This window comes from Paenibacillus sp. Soil750, from assembly GCF_001428045.1.
Classification (GTDB): domain Bacteria; phylum Bacillota; class Bacilli; order Paenibacillales; family NBRC-103111; genus Paenibacillus_E; species Paenibacillus_E allorhizoplanae.
Map to the genome: position 1 here is coordinate 74160 of NZ_LMSD01000040.1, position 20350 is coordinate 94509.

Below are 20350 nucleotides of genomic sequence, written 5' to 3' on the forward strand. Positions count from 1 at the left end.
ATTAGCGACCTACTACTTTCTGTCCGGCTGTGAGACCCTTTATGATTTCCACATCGGTTGACGTCTGCTGACCAATTTCTACATCCACTTCTTTCTTATTTCCTTGGGTATCAACGACTTGCACATAATTTCGGCCCGAATAGGAACGTAGCGCTGCAAGCGGGATCGTCGTGGCGTTTTCTTTCCTCTGGGTAATAATCGTCACGCTTAGCGGCGTACCGCGATTCAGCCCTTTGGGAAACTCATTCAACTGAACAACCAAATAGTTATCAATCGTATCCTGTTCCCCTTGTTGCCCCTGACCAGGGAACCCACCATTACCATTGTTGTTCCCAGCTTGCGGGTTAGGAAGCTGTTTTACTTTCCCTTTGTGCTGACCAGCTGAGTTGATATCCACCTGAACCTCCATGCCGATAGCCACTTTCTTCGCATCATCAGCACTAATGCTTGCAGCGACAGTTAGTTCTTTCAAATCCGCGAGTGTTGCTACGGATTCCCCAGACTTCACGGTATCACCTTTCTTAACAGATACGGTGACAATTGTTCCACTGAACGGTGCGAGCAGTTTCGCTTTACTTACTTGTGATTCAAGCTTCGTCAGCTCCTCGCGTTTCAGTTCAAAATCAATCTTCGCTTGCTCGACTTGTTCAGGCGTCATTTCATCAGCCTTACGAAGCGTTTCGATCATCGTCAGTTCGTCCTTACGTGTTTGAAGCTTCTTCCGTTTTAAATCGCTCTCTATATCCGACACGTCGAGTTCGGCAATCGGCTGTCCCTGTTCAACGGAATCTCCATTTTTCACAAGTATGGCACTTATCCGTTTGGCAGACATATCTTCGGAGAAGAACAATTTCTCTTCTTGTAAGGCCATTAATCGCCCGCTCCCTCTCACTTTCGTCTCAAGGGTTTCTGTTTTCACCGTATATTCAGGCTTTTTCGAAAGCTTAGGTGGATTAATCGACGGAAGCGCTTCTTCATCCTGTTCCTTGGGCAATAGGGAGCATCCCGAAGCAAGAAGGAGTGTGGAACTTAATAATAGTGCTGCTAGCGGTCTCATCGCCCACTTACGTGACGAATCGTCCGTCCACCATTTCATAAACATGATCGGCAACCTCCAAAATTGTAGGGTCATGTGTTGTCATACAAATCGTGACTTGCTCTGTAGCGATAATGCTGCGAAAAACAGACATAATCTGGGCGCCCATCTGAGAATCCAGTTCAGCCGTTGGTTCATCCGCCAATATGAGCGATGGTCTATGTGCAATAGCTTTGGCGATCGCGACACGCTGCTGTTCCCCGCCGGAAAGTTCATAGGGACGATGATGCATCCGTTTGCTAAGACCGACAAGGTCTAGGCAATGATTGACCCGCTCTTTCCACTGAGAGCGTGGCATCCCTGCCATGCGCAGCGCCAACTCAACATTTTCCCAAGCAGATAACAACGGCATTAAAGCATAGGACTGAAATATAAAACCGATCTCTTTACGACGGATCAACGTCCTCTCATCATCACTGCTGTGGTGAAAAGCATACTCTTGAAACAAAATCTCCCCCTTCGTTGGCAGATCCAGTCCTCCGATTAAATTAAGCAGGGTTGTTTTCCCCGAACCCGATCGACCTTTGAGCATGACAAGTTGCAGCGGCCTCAGCTCCATTTCAATCCCTTTCAGGACATCTAACTGCTGACCCCCAACTTGAAAGGAGCGATGTACATCACGTACCGTCAACAAAGGTGAATCGGGCCCAATGATGCGGGAGGAGGCGCTGTTAGAAAACGGTTCTTCTTCGACAGAAAAGGCCTCCAATGTACTTTTTTTACGCAACCAGCTCGCCATATCGTTAATTTCCCTTTCATTTCCAAATTATCCGTATGATAAAGTAGACGGAGCTAGTTATTAAAAAGTTTCAGAGTAATTGGTAATTTCATCTAATTATTTGGATGATAATCCCATTTACACGAATACATTGGAATATACTATTAATTGGTAAATACATCCATATAACTAAATACCTATTTATCACAAAACAAAAAGACGGTTCACCGCCAATTCCTTGGCAATGAACCATCTCTTGAATGAATCGCTGATTTTCGTATTTTTCAAAAATGACTACTTAGAAGACTTAGTTACACCTTCGCGGCTACTCGCAATCCCTCTACGCGACCAAATAACAACAGGGATCAGCAACAAGGACAGGAATCCCCCCGCCAAAGACAACCAAGCAAAGCTTGAATGCGCAACAACCATGCCTGACAAAGCTCCGCCAGATGCTCCCGCCAACGAGACTAAGACATCAACAGTTCCTTGCGTCCTCGCACGTGTTGCCGGCGTTGTCGCATCAATAATCTGCGCAGTACCGCTGATCAGACCGAAGTTCCAGCCAAGTCCGAGCAAGGCCAGCGCGACAATGAGCCAGAACATCGAATCCGCTGGCGCCCACGCGGCAAGCAAACCGGCCAATAACAGCGTAACTCCCGATGCACAGGACATGAAGATGCGCCCGAGTTTATCCACAAGTATCCCTGTTACCAGAGAAGGCAAAAACATAGCCGCGACGTGAATACCAATGACCATGCCGACTGCATCTAAGCCATGTCCATGATGCTTCATATGGATCGGCGTCATCGTCATGATCGCGACCATGACAATCTGCGTCAACACCATCACCGTGCTCCCGATGAGAATACCTCGGTTACGCCCAGCTGGTGCTGAAGGTTTCGCGGTCACTCCTCCTTGCGTTGGATCCGTTGCCTGCGCTTCGGCTATCGCTTTAGCCACAATATAAGGGTCTGGCCAAAGCCATATCCACAACACCAAGCCCGCTAGTACAAAAGCCGTAGCGGCTAGCATGAATGGCCCCGCAAGCGCTGGTGCACCGACGGATGTCGCGAATCGCCCCATCACTCCGACTAAGTTCGGCCCTGCGACTGCACCAAATGTCGTGAAGACCATGGCTAAGCTGATCGCTCTTGCCCGCTGCCTAGGCCCTGCCAAGTCTGTTCCTGCATAGCGTGCTTGAAGATTCGTTGATGTTCCCGCGCCGTAGATAAGCATCGAGACGAACAGAAGTGGCAGGTTATTCGCAACAGCTGCGAATACGACGCCTATGGCCCCTACTCCTCCGGCGAGGAAACCCGCTGTTAAACCTACCCTCCGACCGTAACGCCCCGACAATCGTCCAACTATCCAGGCGGACGAAGCAGCACCTAGCGTCAACAATGCGGAGGGGAGGCCAGCTAAACTATCCGTTCCTAGCATATCTTGCGCAAGCAGCGCTCCGACCGTCACACCTGCGGCAAGCCCTGCTCCACCGAATAATTGAGAGATGATGACGGTCATCAGTGTCTTGCGGTAGAGCTGCTGCTGTTTTTCTGGAGAATGCTTATATGTTTGGATCCATTCGCTTCCTTCAGCCATTCCTAATCCTCCTCCCCTGCTACGAAACGCCTTTTGCCACTATCATACCTGTGTCTGGCGTTATTGGCTATGTCAAACTACTTGATCATTTCATCAATAAACATAGGAAGATGCCGACACCTAAGAACGCTGATCTGCGCACATAAAAAGCATCCAACGCCTTGGATGCTTTTCCATTTACCTATATTTACCCGATTAAAGGCGCTGCTTGACCAAGTGTTCCCTCTACCGCATTCCCTTCCTTCCGCCAGTACTCAATACCACCTAGCATTTCTTTCACCTTGAATCCTAGACCTGAGAGACGAGCGGCCCCTTTGGTACCCCCATTGCAAGCTGGTCCCCAGCAATAGACGACGATCGTTTGCTCTTTGGAAAAGGAAGCCGTCGTTTCGACGCTGATCTGGTTGGAAGGCAGGTTAATCGCACCGGGAACATGGCATTCTCCGTAGGCTTTTGCGCTGCGAACATCGATGAGCAGGAAGTCATTGCAGCCATGCTGCATGTCGTAACGTACATCCGCAACGTCTGTTTCTACCGAAAGCTTATTCATAAAATGCTGGTGCGTATGCTCCGGTGATGCAGCAGGCGTCTCAAGAACGAGTGATTTGGTTGTTTGAATGGTCATTTGGGTTACCTCCAGTGTGGTTGTCGATTTCTTAATGCTACTGTAACACAGCCTCAAACACTGGAGTTATCGATAGTTATTGAACCTATACTTCAATCATTTCGATAGTTGGCGCCGCCGAGCAACTCTAGAAAACCTAGATAGGCTTTGGATTTCCATTTTTTCTTTGCGATAATCAATTGTGTGTAGAACTTACACGCTGGATCAACGAAGGGGATCGCGACGATCTGGCCTTTGCGGATTTCCTCAGCAACCGCAATTCGTGGCAATAGTGCAATGCCAAGTCCGTAGGTTACACACTGCTTGATCGCCTCCAGATTACCGAACTCGTAAGATAACTTGTAGCTCACTTGATTTCCTTTTAACACCTTAAGCAACATTGCTCTGTACGTACAGCCATCCTCGGTCAGAATAAGAGATTCATTCTGCAGATCTTCCACGTGAACTTCACTTTGCCCAGCTAATTTATGATCGGGACTTGCAATGATGACAAGTGGTTCTTCTCTCAAAATAAGGCTCTCTAGCTCTGGATCCGTAAATGGCGGGTCCAGAATGATCCCGATGTCCAGAGCGCCTTCTTTCACCGATTCAATAATGAAGGGTTCATTCCCTGGTTGAATGACAATGTTGACGTCAGGGAAATCGCGGCGATACGCCTGTAGATACGGGGGCAGGTAGAAAGCTGCTAACGTCTCGATCGTCCCAATCGTGAGTGTCCCCTTGGATTGCTGGGATACGACTTCCTTAGACTCTTCATGCAACCTATTAATCTCATTCGCATATTGCAGGAGTGCTTCTCCAGCCATCGTTAATTTCATACTCCGTCCAAAACGTTCCAAGAGAACAGCCCCGTAGGATTCCTCGAGCTTCTGAATTTGGGCTGTAATGCTTGATTGGGCATAGCCTAGCGTTTCCGCGGCCCGCGTAAAACTTCCCCACTTCGCCACTTCGCGAAATGTCCTCAAGTACGTCATTTCCATAAGTCTCACCTCCACGAGTCTACTAGGAGCATTCCTCTATTTGAAATATAACAAGGACCTAAGGTCTTATCAACTATCATGACTTCATATCAAATCGACTTCTAATAAACTTTTTACGTGAAGGATGGGTCGCACAAAGGCTTTCCACATACTGATCGAACTTTTCTGCCAACACATCATATTGGAAACTGGACTTCGCACGTCTATAACCACTCTGTACAAGCCTTTCTCTAAACGCCTCATCCCTTGCCAACTGGAGAACGCTTTCTACAATTTCGGCGTGTGAATTCGGATCCACAAGAACTCCTGTCACTCCATCAAGCACCGCTTCTAGAGCACCACCAGACCTTCCAGCAATGACCGGAATACCCGTCGATGCTGCTTCCATATATACAATACCAAACCCTTCCGCATCCCCCTTCTCCAGTTCCCTGCATACCATAATGAACTGATCAGCCAAATTATAATAGTCATTCAATTCCTCACCGCCGTTTACGCTTCCAATGAACATGACAGCATTCGTAACGCCTGTAGTGCGGGCAAGTTGCTCGAGGCGAGCTCGTTCTGGTCCGTCACCAACAATGACATACACAGCATTGGGAATGTGTTGGATAATTTGGGGCATCGACTCTATGACCCGATCTTGCCCTTTTCGCGTGACTAATCTCCCTACGGATAAAATAATATATTTACCTTCAAGCCCATGCCGTCTAAGTAGCTCCACATTTACAGGCTTCCGCTCAAAAACGGCCTCTACGCCAGGATGCACAAGACTAATACGAGAAGGATTAACCCCATAATCCTCCACGAACCTTTTAGTAAATAAACTATTCGTCAACACGCCATCAGCATGTATCAATATTTGTTTAACTACATAATTTAAGCCGAAAAAACGGCGAAACATTAGCATATCCATGCCATGTGTCGAAATGACATAACGGCGCCCACCAAATACTTTAAACAGCAATCCAATGAAACCGATTAGCACATAGCCATATACCGTGACATCTGGTTCTTCAACCGTCATCATTTTTTTCACGTGGCTGAACAGTCGTCCCCAACTTAAAAAGTGTGCACGTTCTCCACGCATAAATGATCCTCGCACTGTCCGAAACGACTGTTCGCCATCGAATGCTTCACTCCCCGGATACTCAGGAGCCAGCACGGTAATGTCATGTTTGGTATGTTTGGATAGGTTGAAGTAATAACTTTGCATCCCACCGATTCCTGGTGGAAATACACCCGTAACTAGTACGACCTTTTTACGATTCATAACTTCTCACCTTCCTCGCGAGTCTGCTGACACGATCACTGCGGAAAGGATGGTTTTCAGCGTCGACTTCATCCATTTTGGTATCATCGCCTCGTTTCCTTTCGTTAACTTAGCGTAATCCACACATTGTATTACTTAATTGTAAGGGGTATAACAGGCAATTATTTTTGTTTTGTTAATTTAACGAAATTGGCTAGGTATGATAAAAAACGCCCTCTCACCATCCGGCGGGAGAACGCTTTTCACTTATGAATATAATGTCATCTTCCGTCGACGATGGAGGAAGGATTTGATGCACCTGTACATGTAAAATGCTAACAGAGACATCTCAAGTCCCCAAATGATATAAATCGACGTATCACTAACTTCAATTTGCAAATAATCAAAGTCCGCAAACTGCTTTCTCACGAATTGGTCCGCCACCATCTGGGCCACATGATCCACGATCGGCACAAAATCCTTACCATATCCCTGTGCCGTCATATAATCCTGAACCTCAAGCTTAAGCATATCCACTTCACTCCATGAGAAAGCATGCACTCCGTGGGCAAAAGAAAGAGCCCTAGCAATCCGCCAAACGGCAGTCGGCTACAGCTACGAATCAGCGTTGCATAAGGCTATGCCTGGACACTAAACAACCGCAAAATGTGTGTCATTATCATATGCCCAGCATTGGAAGATGCTTTCTAGTATGGTAAGTGAGAGACGATGAAATGCATTGTTTTAACTCGTCGACAGGTATTTCATCGTTTTCATCAAACACAATCGCCCGATTACCTTCAAATTTGAACTTATCTCTAAAAAGCTCCTTGAATGTGTCGACCAACATGGTATTACAGTTAAAATACATGGCATACTGATGCGGGCTAGATTTTTTCCAGTCTATTCTGATTGTGCTTCCATTTTTTGTTAGGTAACTAGGTTCACCCCATTTTAGTGTCTCTTCCACGGTATCAATGCCTTCTGTTTCCGTTGCAGTATCCAGAATTAATTCGCGAAGAAACCACATTTGTTGCTGAATATGTTCGGGGTAATGTTCGAATACAGCTGCTACCTTCGTGTTTTCAATCACTCCCATATTGATCACTCCTTTCCTTATTTGTAAAGCCTCCGAATCCAAGCTTATGTTGGTTCGAAGGCTTTGTCGTTGCAAACTAGAAAATCGCTCACATCATGTTCTTCTTTGGGTAACGGCGCAACAAGCTATTGGCGTATAGCGATATAAATTTCAGCTTGCCCATCGTTCGGATCGATATTCTGGCCATAATACTCAAAATCGCCTGTGAAAGCTCGATCATTGCCGGATTGATGCGACCATTCCCAAATATCGCCCCAGGCCCGCTGCACCACCTCTATAATCGGCCCCCGCTCTGTGACGAATACGGCGTATTTCGCAGCAGGAACTGTGAACGTCTTAACGGACTCGGGATATTGCCCCTGCAAGTCTTCCCGAACGTGTACGCCAACCATTACTTCATACCGCCCAGCATCGCCTTGTTCATAGTTGAAGTAACAGCTATAATGACCATCCTGTTGTACATAGGCGGCCAGTTGTCCGCTAATATTGTGTAAGTAGTATTGTTCAAACAGCTTGCCGATTTTGCCTTTATCGCTGAACTCGGCTTCATTTGTTGTGACAGTGCTAATTCCAGCTAGCGTGAAAGAGGGAAGTTCCTCTATACGTGCAGGCTCAATTGGATTGCGGGTAGCTGGATCTATCGACAGCGAGTGTTTCAATTCAGTCCGACCGTTGTGTTCGTTTGATATGGATTGGTCTTGTTTCATCACTAATCATTCTCCTTTATTGGAATGAGTTTAGTATAAAACAACAAACCTGACATCTTTCTGTCAAGTTGATTTAGCTCTGCTATATATTTTCGCAACTTGCTCTGCACGACTAGCGATAATATCCCGCAGATGGGGTGGTTCAAGCACCTCCGCATGGTGGCCCAAGCCCAGAATGAATCTATACAACCAATCATCTTCCGGGTATGCCTTCCTTACTTGCCAACTGCCATCTTCAACCGGCAAAAGCCCTTCGATGCCAAACCATTCCTCCGCCAAATGACGAGAGTCAGCATGGAAACGCAAGACGATCTCCGTCACCCTGGATGGCTCGCATGGGTTTTGGCCTGTGTCACGTTCTTGCATCGGAAGCTCTCGGCGAATGAATGTTCTTCCCGCGGCTATCTCCAGCTCCTTCATTCTCTTTAGCTTGAACAGCCGAAACTGCTCTTTCTCCAGGCAGTAGGCTTGCAGGTACCACTGTCTCCCTTTTAAGATGAGCATGTACGGCTCTACAGTACGGTATGTTATTTCACCTTCGGCATTGGAATAGATAAATCTAGCTATTAGACACTTATCTACGGCTTCCTTTAGTAGCTGAAGTTTAGGTCGCAGCCTTTCATTGCCGTCCCAAGGCGAGTAGTCAATCAACACACTGTTCGTCTTATGTTGGAAATCTTCGGAGTATGCGGGCGGGACAACGCTATGGATTTTCTCCAATAACCGCAGTTGATGCTCGTTGCCGTATGAGGTTGAGATGCTGCGTAGCGCGGTAACGATGTCTGCAAGCTCATCGTTGGTAAGTACATTATGATCCAAGCGGTAACCTTCCATCAGTCCAATGCCACCATTCGTTCCCTGATAAGTGACGATGGGGATGCCAGCCCCATTAATGACTTCAATATCTCGATATATCGTTCGTACGGATACCTCGAACCGCTCCGCGAGCTCCTTGGCTTGCACCAATCGGCGGTTCAGAAGCAGAATAATTATGGATAAGAGCCTTTCCAGCTTCACAGTATGTACCCCCATCACAAAATTATGCAAGAAGTTTGTTTCAATCGTATTGTCTCATAGGAATATACCTCTGTGAATGCCTATCTACCCTAGGAATTCTTGTTTACAATCTGTTGACCCGTAACCGCTGCTCCGAAACATCGCAAAAAGGCGTACAGTGATATCACACTGTACGCCAATCTCCCGTCCCGCGCGGTCTTTTCGCGCTATTCCTCTTCACCCGTCGCTATCGGGTTATCTGCCCACGAAATCCAGTCGCTCCAGCTTCCGCTGTAGAGCTTCACGTTGTCGAAGCCCGCTTCGCTAAGTCCCAGCACGTTCGGGCACGCTGTCACGCCCGAGCCGCAATAGACGATGATTTCATCAGCGTCACGAAGTGCGGCAAAGTGCTGCTCCTGCTCCGCAGCTGACAACCAAGCGCCGTTCTCGCCGAGAACGCCTTTCCAGAAGAAGTTGCGCGCGCCTGGGATGTGGCCAGCCACCGCATCGATCGGCTCTTCCAAGCCGAGGTAGCGGCGCTCCTCGCGCGAATCAACCAGCACGGTGCCTGGGCGACCGAGCTTGTCCTTCACTTCATCCATGCTCGCCAGCATGGAGCGGTGCACCTTCGGTGAGAAGGTGCGCGGGAATACCGCAGGCACTTCAGCCGTGACCGGGTACCCCGCGGATTTCCACGCGGTGTACCCTTGATCCAATACGTATACCTCGGAGTGGCCGAGGAATTTCAGCATCCACCACAAACGGGATGCCATAGCTCCGCCTTGATCGTCGTAAGCAACGACGGTCTTCGTGCCGTCAATGCCGAGACTGCCGACGAGGATCGAGAATGCACCGAGATCCGGAAGCGGATGGCGTCCGCCGTGCGCCATAAGGGCACCGGATAGGTCCTTCTCCAAGTCGACATACACCGCTCCCTCAATATGATCCTGCTCATACTGTTCACGGCCTGATTCAGGCTTACCAAGTGCAAAACGACAATCCGCGATGACGATATTCGCATCCCCCAATTGCCCAAGCAACCACGATTGACTTACGATATTTTCCACGGTTTCTGCCACCTTCCCCTACCTACAGTTAATCTCCCATCCCACTTGTGGGATTAGCGGAGTACGATTGCCAATTACTTCGATCCCCACCCATTTTATCGTAAAATGCTTGCGCGCGTAAGTTATCTGGTGCGGTTGTCCAGGTTAAATTTGCATAACCGTGTCTGGCTGAGTACCCTTTGCAGGCAGCGAAAAGCTTTGCCGCCGCGCCCTGTCCACGTTCAGCTTCAACAACATACAAATCGTTCATGACCGCAATTTTGGAGGCACGCAGCGTGCTGAAGGTGAAATATAACGTCGCAAAACCGACTAACGCCCCCTCCTCCGTTTCAGCAACAAATTGAATGCCAATTTTCTGTTCGAGCAATTCATGAATCAAAGCGTTCAGCTTCTCATCCTCCGGCTGTCGGTACTGATAGAAATCCACAATATAAGCGAGCATTAAAGTTTTGAGCTGGGGGATATCGGACATGACAGCTTCACGAATGGTCACTTGTGTCATCACGGGTGCCCTCCTTATTGTAATTGATATAATGAAAACAGGCGCTTCAACATCGAATGTTAAAAAAGTTGCGGAACGTCGTTCCGTATCTCTAGGTCATTGGGTAAAATAAGGGGTATTGTTAGTCTAAAATAGAACAATGGCCAAATACTGCCTATAGAAAGGTTGCCCACAATATGCCTGAATCTATTACCTTAACTTTACCTTGGCGCGTGGTTTCGCTAACGGAATCGGCTTGTCAGGAGCTGTGCACGTGGAGCTATCCGGCTCCCTACGACATTTACAACTGGCCGTACTGGGCCACGATGCTCGACAACCAAGCCGAATTCGCTGATCCACAAATAAGGGATGAACAATATCGCGGTGTTGTCGATGAATCGGATGCATTACAAGGGTTTGTTCAGTATTTCCCAATCGTTGGCGTTACCCGGCTAGGCCTAGGGCTTCGTCCTGACCTTTGTGGTAAAAGCGGGGCTAGCAGCAGCGGACTCGGCACGCAATTCGTTCAACTCCTTGTGGCAGAAGCCCAACAAAGAGCCCCCGAGCAAGAAATCGACCTCGAGGTACTCGTCTGGAACGAGCGAGCAATTCGCGCCTACCAGCGTGCTGGCTTCACGATCACGGATACATACGAGAAGTGGACGCCAACCGGAACAGCTGACTTCCACTGTATGGTCTATACAGGTCCGACTATCCTCTTAGCCCGTTAACTCCACAAACGCCTGATCAAACTTCGCAGCAGTCGAGAAATCCAACTCGGTCAAACCACCAGCACTCCACGAGGTCAGGCGTAACGTCACCATTTTATAATCAATGGTGATCATGGGATGGTGGTTAACAGCCTCGGAAATTCTGGCAACTTCATTTACGAATGTGATTCCCTGCATGAAAGCCTTAAATCGGTACTTGCGCACGATCCATTTGCTCTCTTCTGCCTCAAAAGTCCACGTTCCTACCTCAGCAAGCCGCTCATCCACATCCGCTTTCTCAAGCTTCACCCTCGTCAACGCCTACGCACTCCCTCACTCGTAATCATAGGCAACTACACCCATATCACTCTCTCCCGCATACGTCCGAAGAAGCTCTAGGAATGGCTTCCCGTAGTTTCGGTATTTCACCTCACCGACCCCTTTGATGCGCAGCATCGCGGCTTCCGTTGTCGGACAGCTCTCACTCATCTCACGCAGCGTACTGTCGGCGAAAATAATATAAGGCGGCACCTTCTCACGCGCAGCCATTTCACGACGCAGCAATCGCAGCTGCTCGAACAACGTATTGTCCATCGCGGCGACAGCGCGAACGGGTTGTTTGCGCACTTTTTGATTCACGGGCAGCTTGCCCTGAAGCACTTCCGCAGCAGGCTGCATCAAACGAACAACCGGATATTGACCCTCGGACAATTGCAAAAAACCTTCCGAAATGAGCACATTGATCAATTCAGCGATCTCTTTTTCGGGCAAATTGCTCATAATCCCGTGTGTCGGCAAGCGATCAAATCGATAGTCCATGATCTTCTTCGCCTTAGAGCCTTTAAGCACCGAAGCAACCATCGAAATCCCGAAGCGCTCGTTCATGCGACGAATACAGGAGAAGATCTTTTGCGCCTCGACCGTAATGTCGACGGTGTCTCGATCGTCCTTGCAGGAGCTGCAGTTTCCGCAGGTGTCCTTAATATTTTGCTCATCAAAATAATGTAAAATAGCATTCCGCAAACAGCGCGGCGAATAACAGTAGTCGATCATCGTTTGGAGCTTCTTGTATTCGTTCGCTTTGCGCTCAGGCGAGAGCTGGTTCTGCTCGATCAGGAACTTCTGTGTCATAATATCCTGCGCACTGAACAGCAGAATACACTCGCTCGGCTCACCATCACGACCCGCACGGCCGGCTTCCTGGTAATAAGCTTCCATATTTTTCGGCATATTGTAGTGAATCACGTAACGGACGTTGGATTTATCAATCCCCATCCCGAAAGCATTCGTCGCGATCATCACGCGAATATCATCGTAGAGAAACGCCTCCTGCATATAGGAGCGCTCATCATCGGACATGCCGGCATGATACTTGCCTGCGGCGAAGCCTTTCTTGCGCAACGTCTCGTACAAATCCTCAACATCCTTACGCGTCGCAGCGTAGATAATGCCGGGCTGATGCGTATGTTCCTTCACATAGTTCTGTATGTAATCCCGCTTTTTCTCACCCCGAAGAATGGTTAGCTCCAAATTGTCACGCGAGAATCCGTTAATGAAAATCCCTGCGGTATCCAGCTCCAGCAATCGGGCAATATCCGCTGTCACTTCCGCGGTAGCCGTTGCCGTAAACGCCGCCACGATAGGTCGATTTGGCAGCCCCCGAATAAACGGTGCAATCGAGACGTAGCTCGGACGGAAATCATGCCCCCACTGCGAGACACAGTGTGCCTCGTCAATCGCAACCAAAGGCAGGTTCAACGCCGCCATCCGGGCACGAAACCGTTCCGACTCTAGACGCTCAGGTGCAATATAAAGCAACTTATATTTGCCCTGCATAGCCCCCTGCATGCGCTGTTCCACTTCTCTAGCTTCCAACGTACTATTAATGAACGTGGCAGGAACTCCAAGAGCGCCAAGCGCATCCACCTGATCCTTCATCAAAGAGATAAGAGGGGAAATGACTAACGTCACTCCCTCCATCAGCAAGGCTGGCACTTGGTAGCAGATCGATTTCCCGCCACCTGTCGGCATGATGCCCAGCGTATCTTTCCCTTCGAGAAGGTTCGTAATTATATTTTTCTGGCCTTCCCGGAACTCCGGATACCCGTAAACCTGTTGTAGAACCTTTCTTGCGCCATCCAACATAGCTTGTTTACACCTTTCTATCGTACAGTTCTGCCTGTTTTACACCAAATAAATAACCGATACCAACTTCTCACCATCATGCACCTTGAGCACGTGATTACCCGCATCATGCCTAACTGAGCCTGCTCCAACCTGCATCACAGGTGTACTGCCTAGTCCGTAGAATATATCGTCAGCCAGCGTACGCAGGCACTCTTCCTGTTCATGTGCGTCTAGCTCCTGCCAGTCTTCTGCATTCATCTCAAGCAGCTCATAGAAACCATTCACCATTTCGATCCCACGTACAAAATCAGTAACAATGTCCTTATATTCACGACCAAATTTAATACCCACTCGCGCAGTCTCCCTTCAAGAAGCATTTCATCTAGCTTCACTTTATCATATTCTAGGTAAGAATGCAGGGTTAACCCCTTTCGGCACGGATTAAAAATATCACCTTTGGCATAAACTGTGGAAATGGGCAATTTCGGAAAAAATCTGTTACTATGGAAGAAGGAATGCGCCGCTCGGAGGGTAGGAACGATCACATGTTGAAACTTCAAATTCCCAAAAATCGAATGAACTACCTCATCAAGCAAATCCCGCTTCACTTTGACGCCATCCGTCTGGAGCAAGGCTGGGAGTATTATCATAAAGGTCGCGTGACCGAGGTTGATCTCAAAGGGCTTAGTGTTCTGGCCACCGTCACAAGCAAACAAGTCCATAAGGTAGAAGTTCATTTAGAAAATTTCGCTGCGAGTACCTGCACTTGTTCTTTTGAGGGCTTCTGTCAGCATATTGGTGCTACGTTTTTTAGCCTATACGCCGCCTATGGTCGTGCAGAGCTTGTCCTACAGCAGCTAAAGCAGCAAATCCATACACGGAAGAAGCCAGCCCGAAGTGCTGCAGCTTCCGTTATACAAGAACGCAAAGCGGCCGCACAGGCGAATGTGCCTTTGGAAGAGAGTATGCCTAGTGATTGGCATCGTTTTTTTGAAGGTAAGTTTCATGGCTTCTCCATCTCGCATCAACATTCCATAGAAACCTTCTATGAGTCCGCTTTGGAGTCGTTGCCGCCTTATGCAGCCAATTGGCGCGATACGACACGTGAACTCTATATGTTCCATATTGTGCTGTTCATGATGCGGAAGATCGAACAGTTTTATCAAGAAACGAAGAGCTCTTACCTAAGCTACTACCATGAAAATGGATGCAAAATTTCCGCCAAAAACTGTGAAGATAAGCTTGTCGAATACGTCGATCGGATCGATGTGAACCGCTCTTTCCTAGCTGAACCTAAGATATGGTTATCTACAATGAAAATGGTTGGAGAATCCGCCCTTCAAGGCAAAGACAGTCCAGTTGATTGGCTGTTCGTGTATCGTTTCATCTGGTGGAAACTGACCGATCAACCTAGTGCACAGAAAGAGGAAATCGCACGTCTCGACGGTCTTTTGGCCAAGAAGGAACTGCTTCCGAAGAAAAAGGATACGTTACTTGCGGCTAGAGCGCATTTCGATATTATGCAGGGGCATACCGAGCAAGCCTTCGAACGGCTCGGGCAGCTCGCTCAACCGCATGCGAAGGATTTCTTCCTCTATTTAAATAAATTTGCGAGCGATGGACAGTGGGATCACATGTTGATCTGGCTGCGCTGGCTGTTCCCTTCGATAACGAATGCGAATCATGATGATTTCCGCACGTTCTGCCAATATTGGCTGGATACGACGAAGCATCTGGCTAACGATAGCGAGTGGGTACAGGTGATGGAGTCCTTACTCCCACGTTCCTACTACTATTACACCGCGTATTTGCTGCAAACGAAACGGTACCGTCAGTGGGTCGATTTGCAACTGGCGAATCGGATTTCCCCCTTGAATTTATATGGGATGGAGCTTAAAGCGATCGAAGAGCACGACTCGGCGCTGCTCCTTCCGCTCTATCATCAAGCAGCCGAACGGGCTGTTCTGGAGAAAAATAGGGCTTCTTACAAGACGGCAGTCCGCCTGTTAAAGAAGCTGCATAGCATTTATAAACACATCGGCCAGGATGACCGCTGGGAGCACTATATTTACCGCTTAGCGGATAAGTTCTCGCGTTTGCGTGCTTTCCAAGAAGAGCTCAAGAAAGGAAAATGGATTCGATGATCGAAACCAGCGCGCTGACCATTCACGTTAGTTCCTTACCTAACGGGTCATTATTTCTATGGGGTTCCCGTGAAAACGGTGGTATTTGGGATGCTCTTGATTTAAAACATATGCTATTCGCCTGGCATCGCGCCTCCTTCTTCGGCACCTTCATGGAACCGAGTGAATGGCAGAACCGGGAAGGCATCGAATTGCAACCGCTTGAAGCGCTTGATTATTTCAGCGAACCCCAGCCTGTTCAGCACTTACAATTGAAGTGGCATGCTTCTTCCGCTGATGTGATTGCGCTAGCTCCTGCTATTCGCGAGTCGCTTGCGACAGGCCGCTTCATGCCGGACTATGAGAAATGGAAGTCCGGCGAGATCGGTTGGAAGCTGCAGCTGCCAGAGGAGCTGCAGTTGTTAGAAACACCAGCGATCTCACGCTGGATTCATGCGCTGATCCCGGAATGGGTCGATGCCGACGGGATCATGAAAGACAATTTACGCAAGCTGGAAGCTGCGTATCCGTTAATGCGGCGCGGCGATGTCAGCGCCGAGGTGTGGCTGGACGAGGAAGACTGGCTCGTCAGCATTGGTTGGCGTCAGGACCGGACGCCGATGCGCACGTGCCTGCAGCTCGTGGAGCCAGACCTGGCGCACGGCGCAGGCTGGCAGCTGCGCGTGCTGCTGCAGGACCGGCTGGCGCCGGAGGTGCTGCGCACCGTGACGACCATCGGCGAGCCGGTCGCAGGGGAACAGCCACTGCCGGAGGCGTGGCTGCCTGAACTGGGCCGTGTCGAACGCGACACGGCGAAGTGGGTGCGCATCCTGCCATGGCTGGATGCGGGCGAAGGCGTCCTCCGTCAGACGGTGACGGAGGAGGAGGCTTGGCGCTTCCTCGCAGAGGGAAGCGTAAGGCTTGTTGAGTCAGGAACAAGCGTGTTCCTGCCAGCATGGTGGGATCGCATCCGCAAGATGCGACCGAAGCTGCGAGCGAAGATCAAGTCTTCCGTCGGTTCTGGACGGGAGACGATGTTCGGGCTGACCCAGCTGATGCAGTTCGACTGGAAGCTGGCTGTTGGGGATTTGGAGCTGACGGAGGAAGAATTCCGTCTGTTGTTAGAGGAGAAGCGCAAGCTGATCCAGATTCGCGGCAACTGGATTCAGCTCGACCCCAAATTCATGGCACAGGTCGAGCAGATTATGAAGCAGGTGCACAAGAAGCAAGGACTTTCGTTCCGCGATGTGCTGGAACTGCATTTTGCCGGTGACGCAGGCGGCTTGCTGCCAGCTGAGGATGATCCTGACGCGATGCGCTATCTCGACATGGAGGTTGAGCTGAACGAACAGCTGCGCCACATGATTGACCAGCTGACGCAAACCTCGGCGATTCCGACAATTGAGCCGCCGCCTAGTTTTCATGGCTCACTTCGCCACTATCAAGTGGACGGCATCTCTTGGCTGTTGTTCTTACGTAGATTCGGCCTTGGCGGCTGCTTAGCCGATGATATGGGTCTCGGGAAAACGATCCAATGGATTACGTACTTGCTCACAGTAAAAGAGACCGAGCAGCCAGATACACCATCGTTACTCGTTTGTCCGACCTCTGTGCTAGGCAACTGGCAGATGGAGTTGAAACGATTCGCGCCTTCCTTGCGCGTCCATCTTCACTATGGACCACAGCGGTTAAAAGGTCCTGCCTTTGGGGAGAAAATCGTTGGCAAATACGATCTCGTCTTAACGTCTTACACGCTTTCCCATTTGGATGAGAGTGAGCTTGGCGCTATTGCTTGGAACTCGATCTGTTTGGACGAAGCTCAAAATATCAAGAACGCTTATACCAAGCAAGCTACGGCGATTCGCCGCTTGAATGGGTTCCATCGCATCGCTTTAACGGGAACGCCGATCGAGAATCGTCTGACCGAGCTATGGTCGATCTTCGACTTCGCGAATCCTGGCTATCTCGGCACGGTACGCGAGTTCACGACTCGCTATGTGAACGCCATCGAGAAGACGCGCGATGAAGCGACGATTGGCAAAGTTCAGAAGCTGATTCGCCCGTTCCTGCTGCGGCGCGAGAAGAAGGATCCAGCTATCCAGTTGGATCTGCCAGAGAAGAACGAGTCCAAAACGTTCATCTCGCTCACAGCAGAGCAAGGCTCGTTGTACGAGAACTACATCCAGGATATGTTCGATCGCCTGGATAAACTTTCTGCGATGGAGCGGCGTGGCCTCATCCTCGCTGCGTTGACGAAGCTCAAGCAAGTGTGTAACCACCCGGCTTTGCTGCTTAAGGAAGGGCTTGGCACCCCGTGGAGCGGACGCTCCAACAAGCTGGAGCGCTTGCTCGAGATGGTGCAGGAGTTGCGTCAAGAGGGCGACAAATGCTTGATCTTCACGCAATTTGTCGAGACCGGCAACCTGCTGCAGCATGTGCTTCAGCAGGAGCTCGGCGAAAAAGTACTGTTCCTGCATGGCGGAACATCCAAGAATGGGCGCGATGAGATGATCGCACACTTTCAAGACAATGATGACCTGCCGGTCGACGAGCAGCGAAATGTGTTCATTCTTTCGCTGAAGGCCGGCGGTATCGGGCTCAACCTGACGGCGGCGAATCATGTGTTCCACTACGATCGCTGGTGGAACCCCGCCGTCGAGAATCAGGCCACGGACCGCGCCTTCCGGATCGGCCAAACGCGACATGTGCAGGTGCACAAGTTCGTAACGCTTGGCACGCTGGAGGAGCGCATCGACGAGATGATCGAGCGCAAGCTCGGCCTCAGCCAGCAGATCGTGGGCTCCGGCGAGAACTGGATCACCGAGCTGTCTACCGACGAGCTGCGCGATTTGTTCTCACTCCGCCGCGAGTGGGTGGAGGCGTAGCAGCTAAAAGAGGCAGCCTGAGACGTAGTAAAGTCTTTGGCTGCCTCTTTTTTAGTTTAGAACCATCCTCATTTCGAGTTATAGATAACGTTATGCTATCATTTTATACCATGAGAAAATTCGGAATATAGCCGAATAACGTTATGGCATAGCGCTATTGTCCTTCTACAGGCTCTTATTCCTATTAAAAGTAGAAATAGCGTTATGCCATCCTTCTATTTTCTTTGAAAATGTGCTAGTAACCCGAATAACGTTACCGTATAGCGCTATTGAAATGGGGGTGGAATCTTTGTCTTCCGAAGTAGTACTAAAAAACAATAGATTTAAACACAAAAGAGGTTATCCCAAGTTTCACCTGGGATAATCTCTTTTGTGCTCCATGCGTATCCGTCGTTCCGTCCCGCTCTATCTCTCTATTTGCACATACTCTTATCTACTCTTCCTCTGATCCCTACTGCTCCCTACCAATACTCACCTTTCATTACTACCTTCTACTATCCACACTACCCAACAAGCTAATCCACGGAGTTAACTCTATACACGCCAGCTATCGCGAATGCATAGGGGTGTTACTCAGATCAACAAATCCAAGAACAAATAATACCCCTCACCCATCGCACACGAGTACGTCTGAATTTGACGCGAGGTATCCAAGTCCGTATAGGCTTGGGAGAGAATGCCTTGCTTTTGCAAATTCATCATCAGAATGTTAGAGATGAAATACGGCCGCCACGTCCAGTTCGCTTGACGATAGCTCTCGTCTTTGCCCCACCCATCTTCGGAACGCGTGTAGTTAGAGGAAATCTGGTAGCCATCCCCCTGACAGATGTACATACGGATGCAATTGTCCGTAACGTTACCGATGGTTTGTTCGATTACCGCATCAGCCTCTTCTGCATTCGAGATGTGAACGGAGGCGTTGATTAACGCATCCAGCCTTTGATGTACACTCAGCAGGTGATGGTATCGCCTAAATTCATCCTGTCCGAACGATTTAATCTCCTCTTCCAGCATGGCTTTGTAGGCATCTGGACGCTGCAGGTCTGGCTCTGCTTTTGAGAATAAAAAGCCTTGCACATATCTAGCCCCAACCTGTAAAGCGCTACGCAACTCCTGCTTCGTTTCGACGCCTTCAACGAGTAGGGAAGCACCAATCTGAGCAGAAACGATGGAGAATGACTGCATAACTGCCTTGTAGCCGTCGTGGACGATACTCTTTTTCAAAATATTCAGGTCAACCTTCAAGATCTTCGGCTGCAAACTCGCAATTCGATCGAAATTACTAAACCCGCTTCCGACATCATCAATAGCGATCGTACATCCGAATTCACGATATAATTCAACAATCCACGTCAGCTCCTGGAGCTTGCCCGTAAATTCTTCTTCGGTAATTTCAATGACGATCCGCGAGGGATTAATCTTGTATTTTTTTAACAATTCAATCGTTGGTAAGATTCCTGTTCGTTTGTAGGTTCTATAAATCCAAGAGGGCTTTAGGTTGATAAACAGTTCGCTCTCGTCCGATGCAGCAGCTATTCGTTCTATGGCCTGCTCTCTTAAATGACGATCAATCATAAGCTGCATGTCCTCAGACATATCAGGGTCTTTGAAAAAGGGGCCTAAGCTCTCCACACCACTCTGACGAACCCATCTACCTAGTGTTTCATACCCTATTATTCGTTGACTCTGCAAAGAGATAATCGGTTGAAAATAGGGACGTACTTCGTGACGCGGCGGAATCTTGATGTTTTTCACCTGCACAGTGCGCCTCCTTCTTAGAAAATTTTCCATGTCATATGACTTGACATCCTATATCGTTGTTGACTCATATTTTAAACGACATCGCCCTTTTCCGCAATCTCCCATGGAAGAAAACATAACA

The 20350-nt window shown here is 49.0% G+C and carries 19 protein-coding genes; 3 read left to right on the forward strand and 16 right to left on the reverse strand.

Annotation, left to right across the window (positions count from 1 at the left end; all coding sequences use genetic code 11):
- Position 1: 1 nt before the first annotated feature.
- The 12 genes from ASL11_RS27830 to ASL11_RS27885 all read right to left on the reverse strand — a co-directional run bounded on the left by ASL11_RS27830 (position 2) and on the right by ASL11_RS27885 (position 10644).
- The gene (locus ASL11_RS27830) at positions 2 to 1102 is read right to left on the reverse strand and encodes an efflux RND transporter periplasmic adaptor subunit (RefSeq protein ID WP_056622078.1); all 1101 of its coding nucleotides are present in this window, start codon (positions 1100 to 1102) and stop codon (positions 2 to 4) included.
- Positions 1065 to 1835 (reverse strand): ABC transporter ATP-binding protein, encoded by a 771-nt coding sequence (locus tag ASL11_RS27835; RefSeq protein WP_082595895.1) that lies wholly within the window; start codon positions 1833 to 1835, stop codon positions 1065 to 1067. The genes ASL11_RS27830 and ASL11_RS27835 overlap by 38 nt, the downstream gene beginning before the upstream one ends.
- 273 nt (positions 1836 to 2108) lie before the next feature.
- Positions 2109 to 3416 carry an MFS transporter gene (locus ASL11_RS27840; RefSeq protein WP_056622080.1) on the reverse strand — a complete coding sequence of 436 codons (1308 nt, stop codon included), beginning with the start codon at positions 3414 to 3416 and terminating at the stop codon, positions 2109 to 2111.
- Between the two features lie 187 nt (positions 3417 to 3603).
- Positions 3604 to 4041 carry a rhodanese-like domain-containing protein gene (locus tag ASL11_RS27845; protein ID WP_056622082.1) on the reverse strand — a complete coding sequence of 146 codons (438 nt, stop codon included), beginning with the start codon at positions 4039 to 4041 and terminating at the stop codon, positions 3604 to 3606.
- 92 nt (positions 4042 to 4133) lie between these two features.
- The gene (locus tag ASL11_RS27850; protein WP_056622083.1) at positions 4134 to 5021 is read right to left on the reverse strand and encodes a LysR family transcriptional regulator; all 888 of its coding nucleotides are present in this window, start codon (positions 5019 to 5021) and stop codon (positions 4134 to 4136) included.
- 76 nt (positions 5022 to 5097) lie between these two features.
- A complete protein-coding gene (locus tag ASL11_RS27855; protein ID WP_056622085.1) occupies positions 5098 to 6294 on the reverse strand; it encodes a glycosyltransferase family 4 protein in 1197 nt (398 codons plus the stop codon).
- 246 nt (positions 6295 to 6540) lie between these two features.
- Positions 6541 to 6804, reverse strand: coding sequence for a hypothetical protein (locus ASL11_RS27860; protein ID WP_056622087.1), 264 nt, complete (start codon positions 6802 to 6804; stop codon positions 6541 to 6543).
- Positions 6805 to 6952: 148 nt separating this feature from the next.
- Positions 6953 to 7372, reverse strand: coding sequence for a DUF1801 domain-containing protein (locus ASL11_RS27865; protein WP_157257080.1), 420 nt, complete (start codon positions 7370 to 7372; stop codon positions 6953 to 6955).
- A 125-nt stretch (positions 7373 to 7497) separates the two neighbouring features.
- Positions 7498 to 8079 (reverse strand): GyrI-like domain-containing protein, encoded by a 582-nt coding sequence (locus ASL11_RS27870; RefSeq protein ID WP_056622091.1) that lies wholly within the window; start codon positions 8077 to 8079, stop codon positions 7498 to 7500.
- A 63-nt stretch (positions 8080 to 8142) separates the two neighbouring features.
- Positions 8143 to 9096 (reverse strand): helix-turn-helix transcriptional regulator, encoded by a 954-nt coding sequence (locus ASL11_RS27875; protein ID WP_056622094.1) that lies wholly within the window; start codon positions 9094 to 9096, stop codon positions 8143 to 8145.
- Between the two features lie 206 nt (positions 9097 to 9302).
- Positions 9303 to 10142: a sulfurtransferase gene (locus ASL11_RS27880; protein ID WP_056622096.1), complete on the reverse strand. Its 840-nt coding sequence runs from the start codon at positions 10140 to 10142 to the stop codon at positions 9303 to 9305.
- Positions 10143 to 10170: 28 nt separating this feature from the next.
- A complete protein-coding gene (locus tag ASL11_RS27885; protein ID WP_056622098.1) occupies positions 10171 to 10644 on the reverse strand; it encodes a GNAT family N-acetyltransferase in 474 nt (157 codons plus the stop codon).
- Between the two features lie 176 nt (positions 10645 to 10820).
- Between ASL11_RS27885 and ASL11_RS27890 the strand changes: the two genes are divergently transcribed.
- Positions 10821 to 11354 (forward strand): GNAT family N-acetyltransferase, encoded by a 534-nt coding sequence (locus tag ASL11_RS27890; RefSeq protein ID WP_082595897.1) that lies wholly within the window; start codon positions 10821 to 10823, stop codon positions 11352 to 11354.
- On the opposite strand, the gene ASL11_RS27895 is transcribed toward ASL11_RS27890, so the two are convergent.
- From ASL11_RS27895 to ASL11_RS27905, 3 genes are read right to left on the reverse strand one after another with little or no spacing between them, the layout of a single operon-like run.
- Entirely contained in the window at positions 11343 to 11642 is a 300-nt protein-coding gene (locus ASL11_RS27895) for a 4a-hydroxytetrahydrobiopterin dehydratase (protein WP_056622741.1), read from the reverse strand. The genes ASL11_RS27890 and ASL11_RS27895 overlap by 12 nt on opposite strands.
- Before the next feature lie 24 nt (positions 11643 to 11666).
- Positions 11667 to 13478, reverse strand: coding sequence for a DNA helicase RecQ (gene recQ, locus ASL11_RS27900; protein ID WP_056622099.1), 1812 nt, complete (start codon positions 13476 to 13478; stop codon positions 11667 to 11669).
- 39 nt (positions 13479 to 13517) lie between these two features.
- Positions 13518 to 13811 (reverse strand): hypothetical protein, encoded by a 294-nt coding sequence (locus tag ASL11_RS27905; RefSeq protein WP_056622100.1) that lies wholly within the window; start codon positions 13809 to 13811, stop codon positions 13518 to 13520.
- Positions 13812 to 14005: 194 nt separating this feature from the next.
- Between ASL11_RS27905 and ASL11_RS27910 the strand changes: the two genes are divergently transcribed.
- Both ASL11_RS27910 and ASL11_RS27915 read left to right on the forward strand, forming a co-directional pair.
- On the forward strand, positions 14006 to 15604 hold the full coding sequence (locus ASL11_RS27910; protein WP_056622102.1) for an SWIM zinc finger family protein: 1599 nt from the start codon (positions 14006 to 14008) through the stop codon (positions 15602 to 15604).
- A complete protein-coding gene (locus ASL11_RS27915; RefSeq protein ID WP_200962486.1) occupies positions 15592 to 18468 on the forward strand; it encodes a DEAD/DEAH box helicase in 2877 nt (958 codons plus the stop codon). The genes ASL11_RS27910 and ASL11_RS27915 overlap by 13 nt, the downstream gene beginning before the upstream one ends.
- Positions 18469 to 19041: 573 nt before the next feature.
- Here ASL11_RS27915 and ASL11_RS27920 read toward each other — a convergent pair.
- Entirely contained in the window at positions 19042 to 20223 is a 1182-nt protein-coding gene (locus tag ASL11_RS27920) for an EAL domain-containing protein (protein ID WP_162261683.1), read from the reverse strand.
- Positions 20224 to 20350 lie beyond the last annotated feature (127 nt).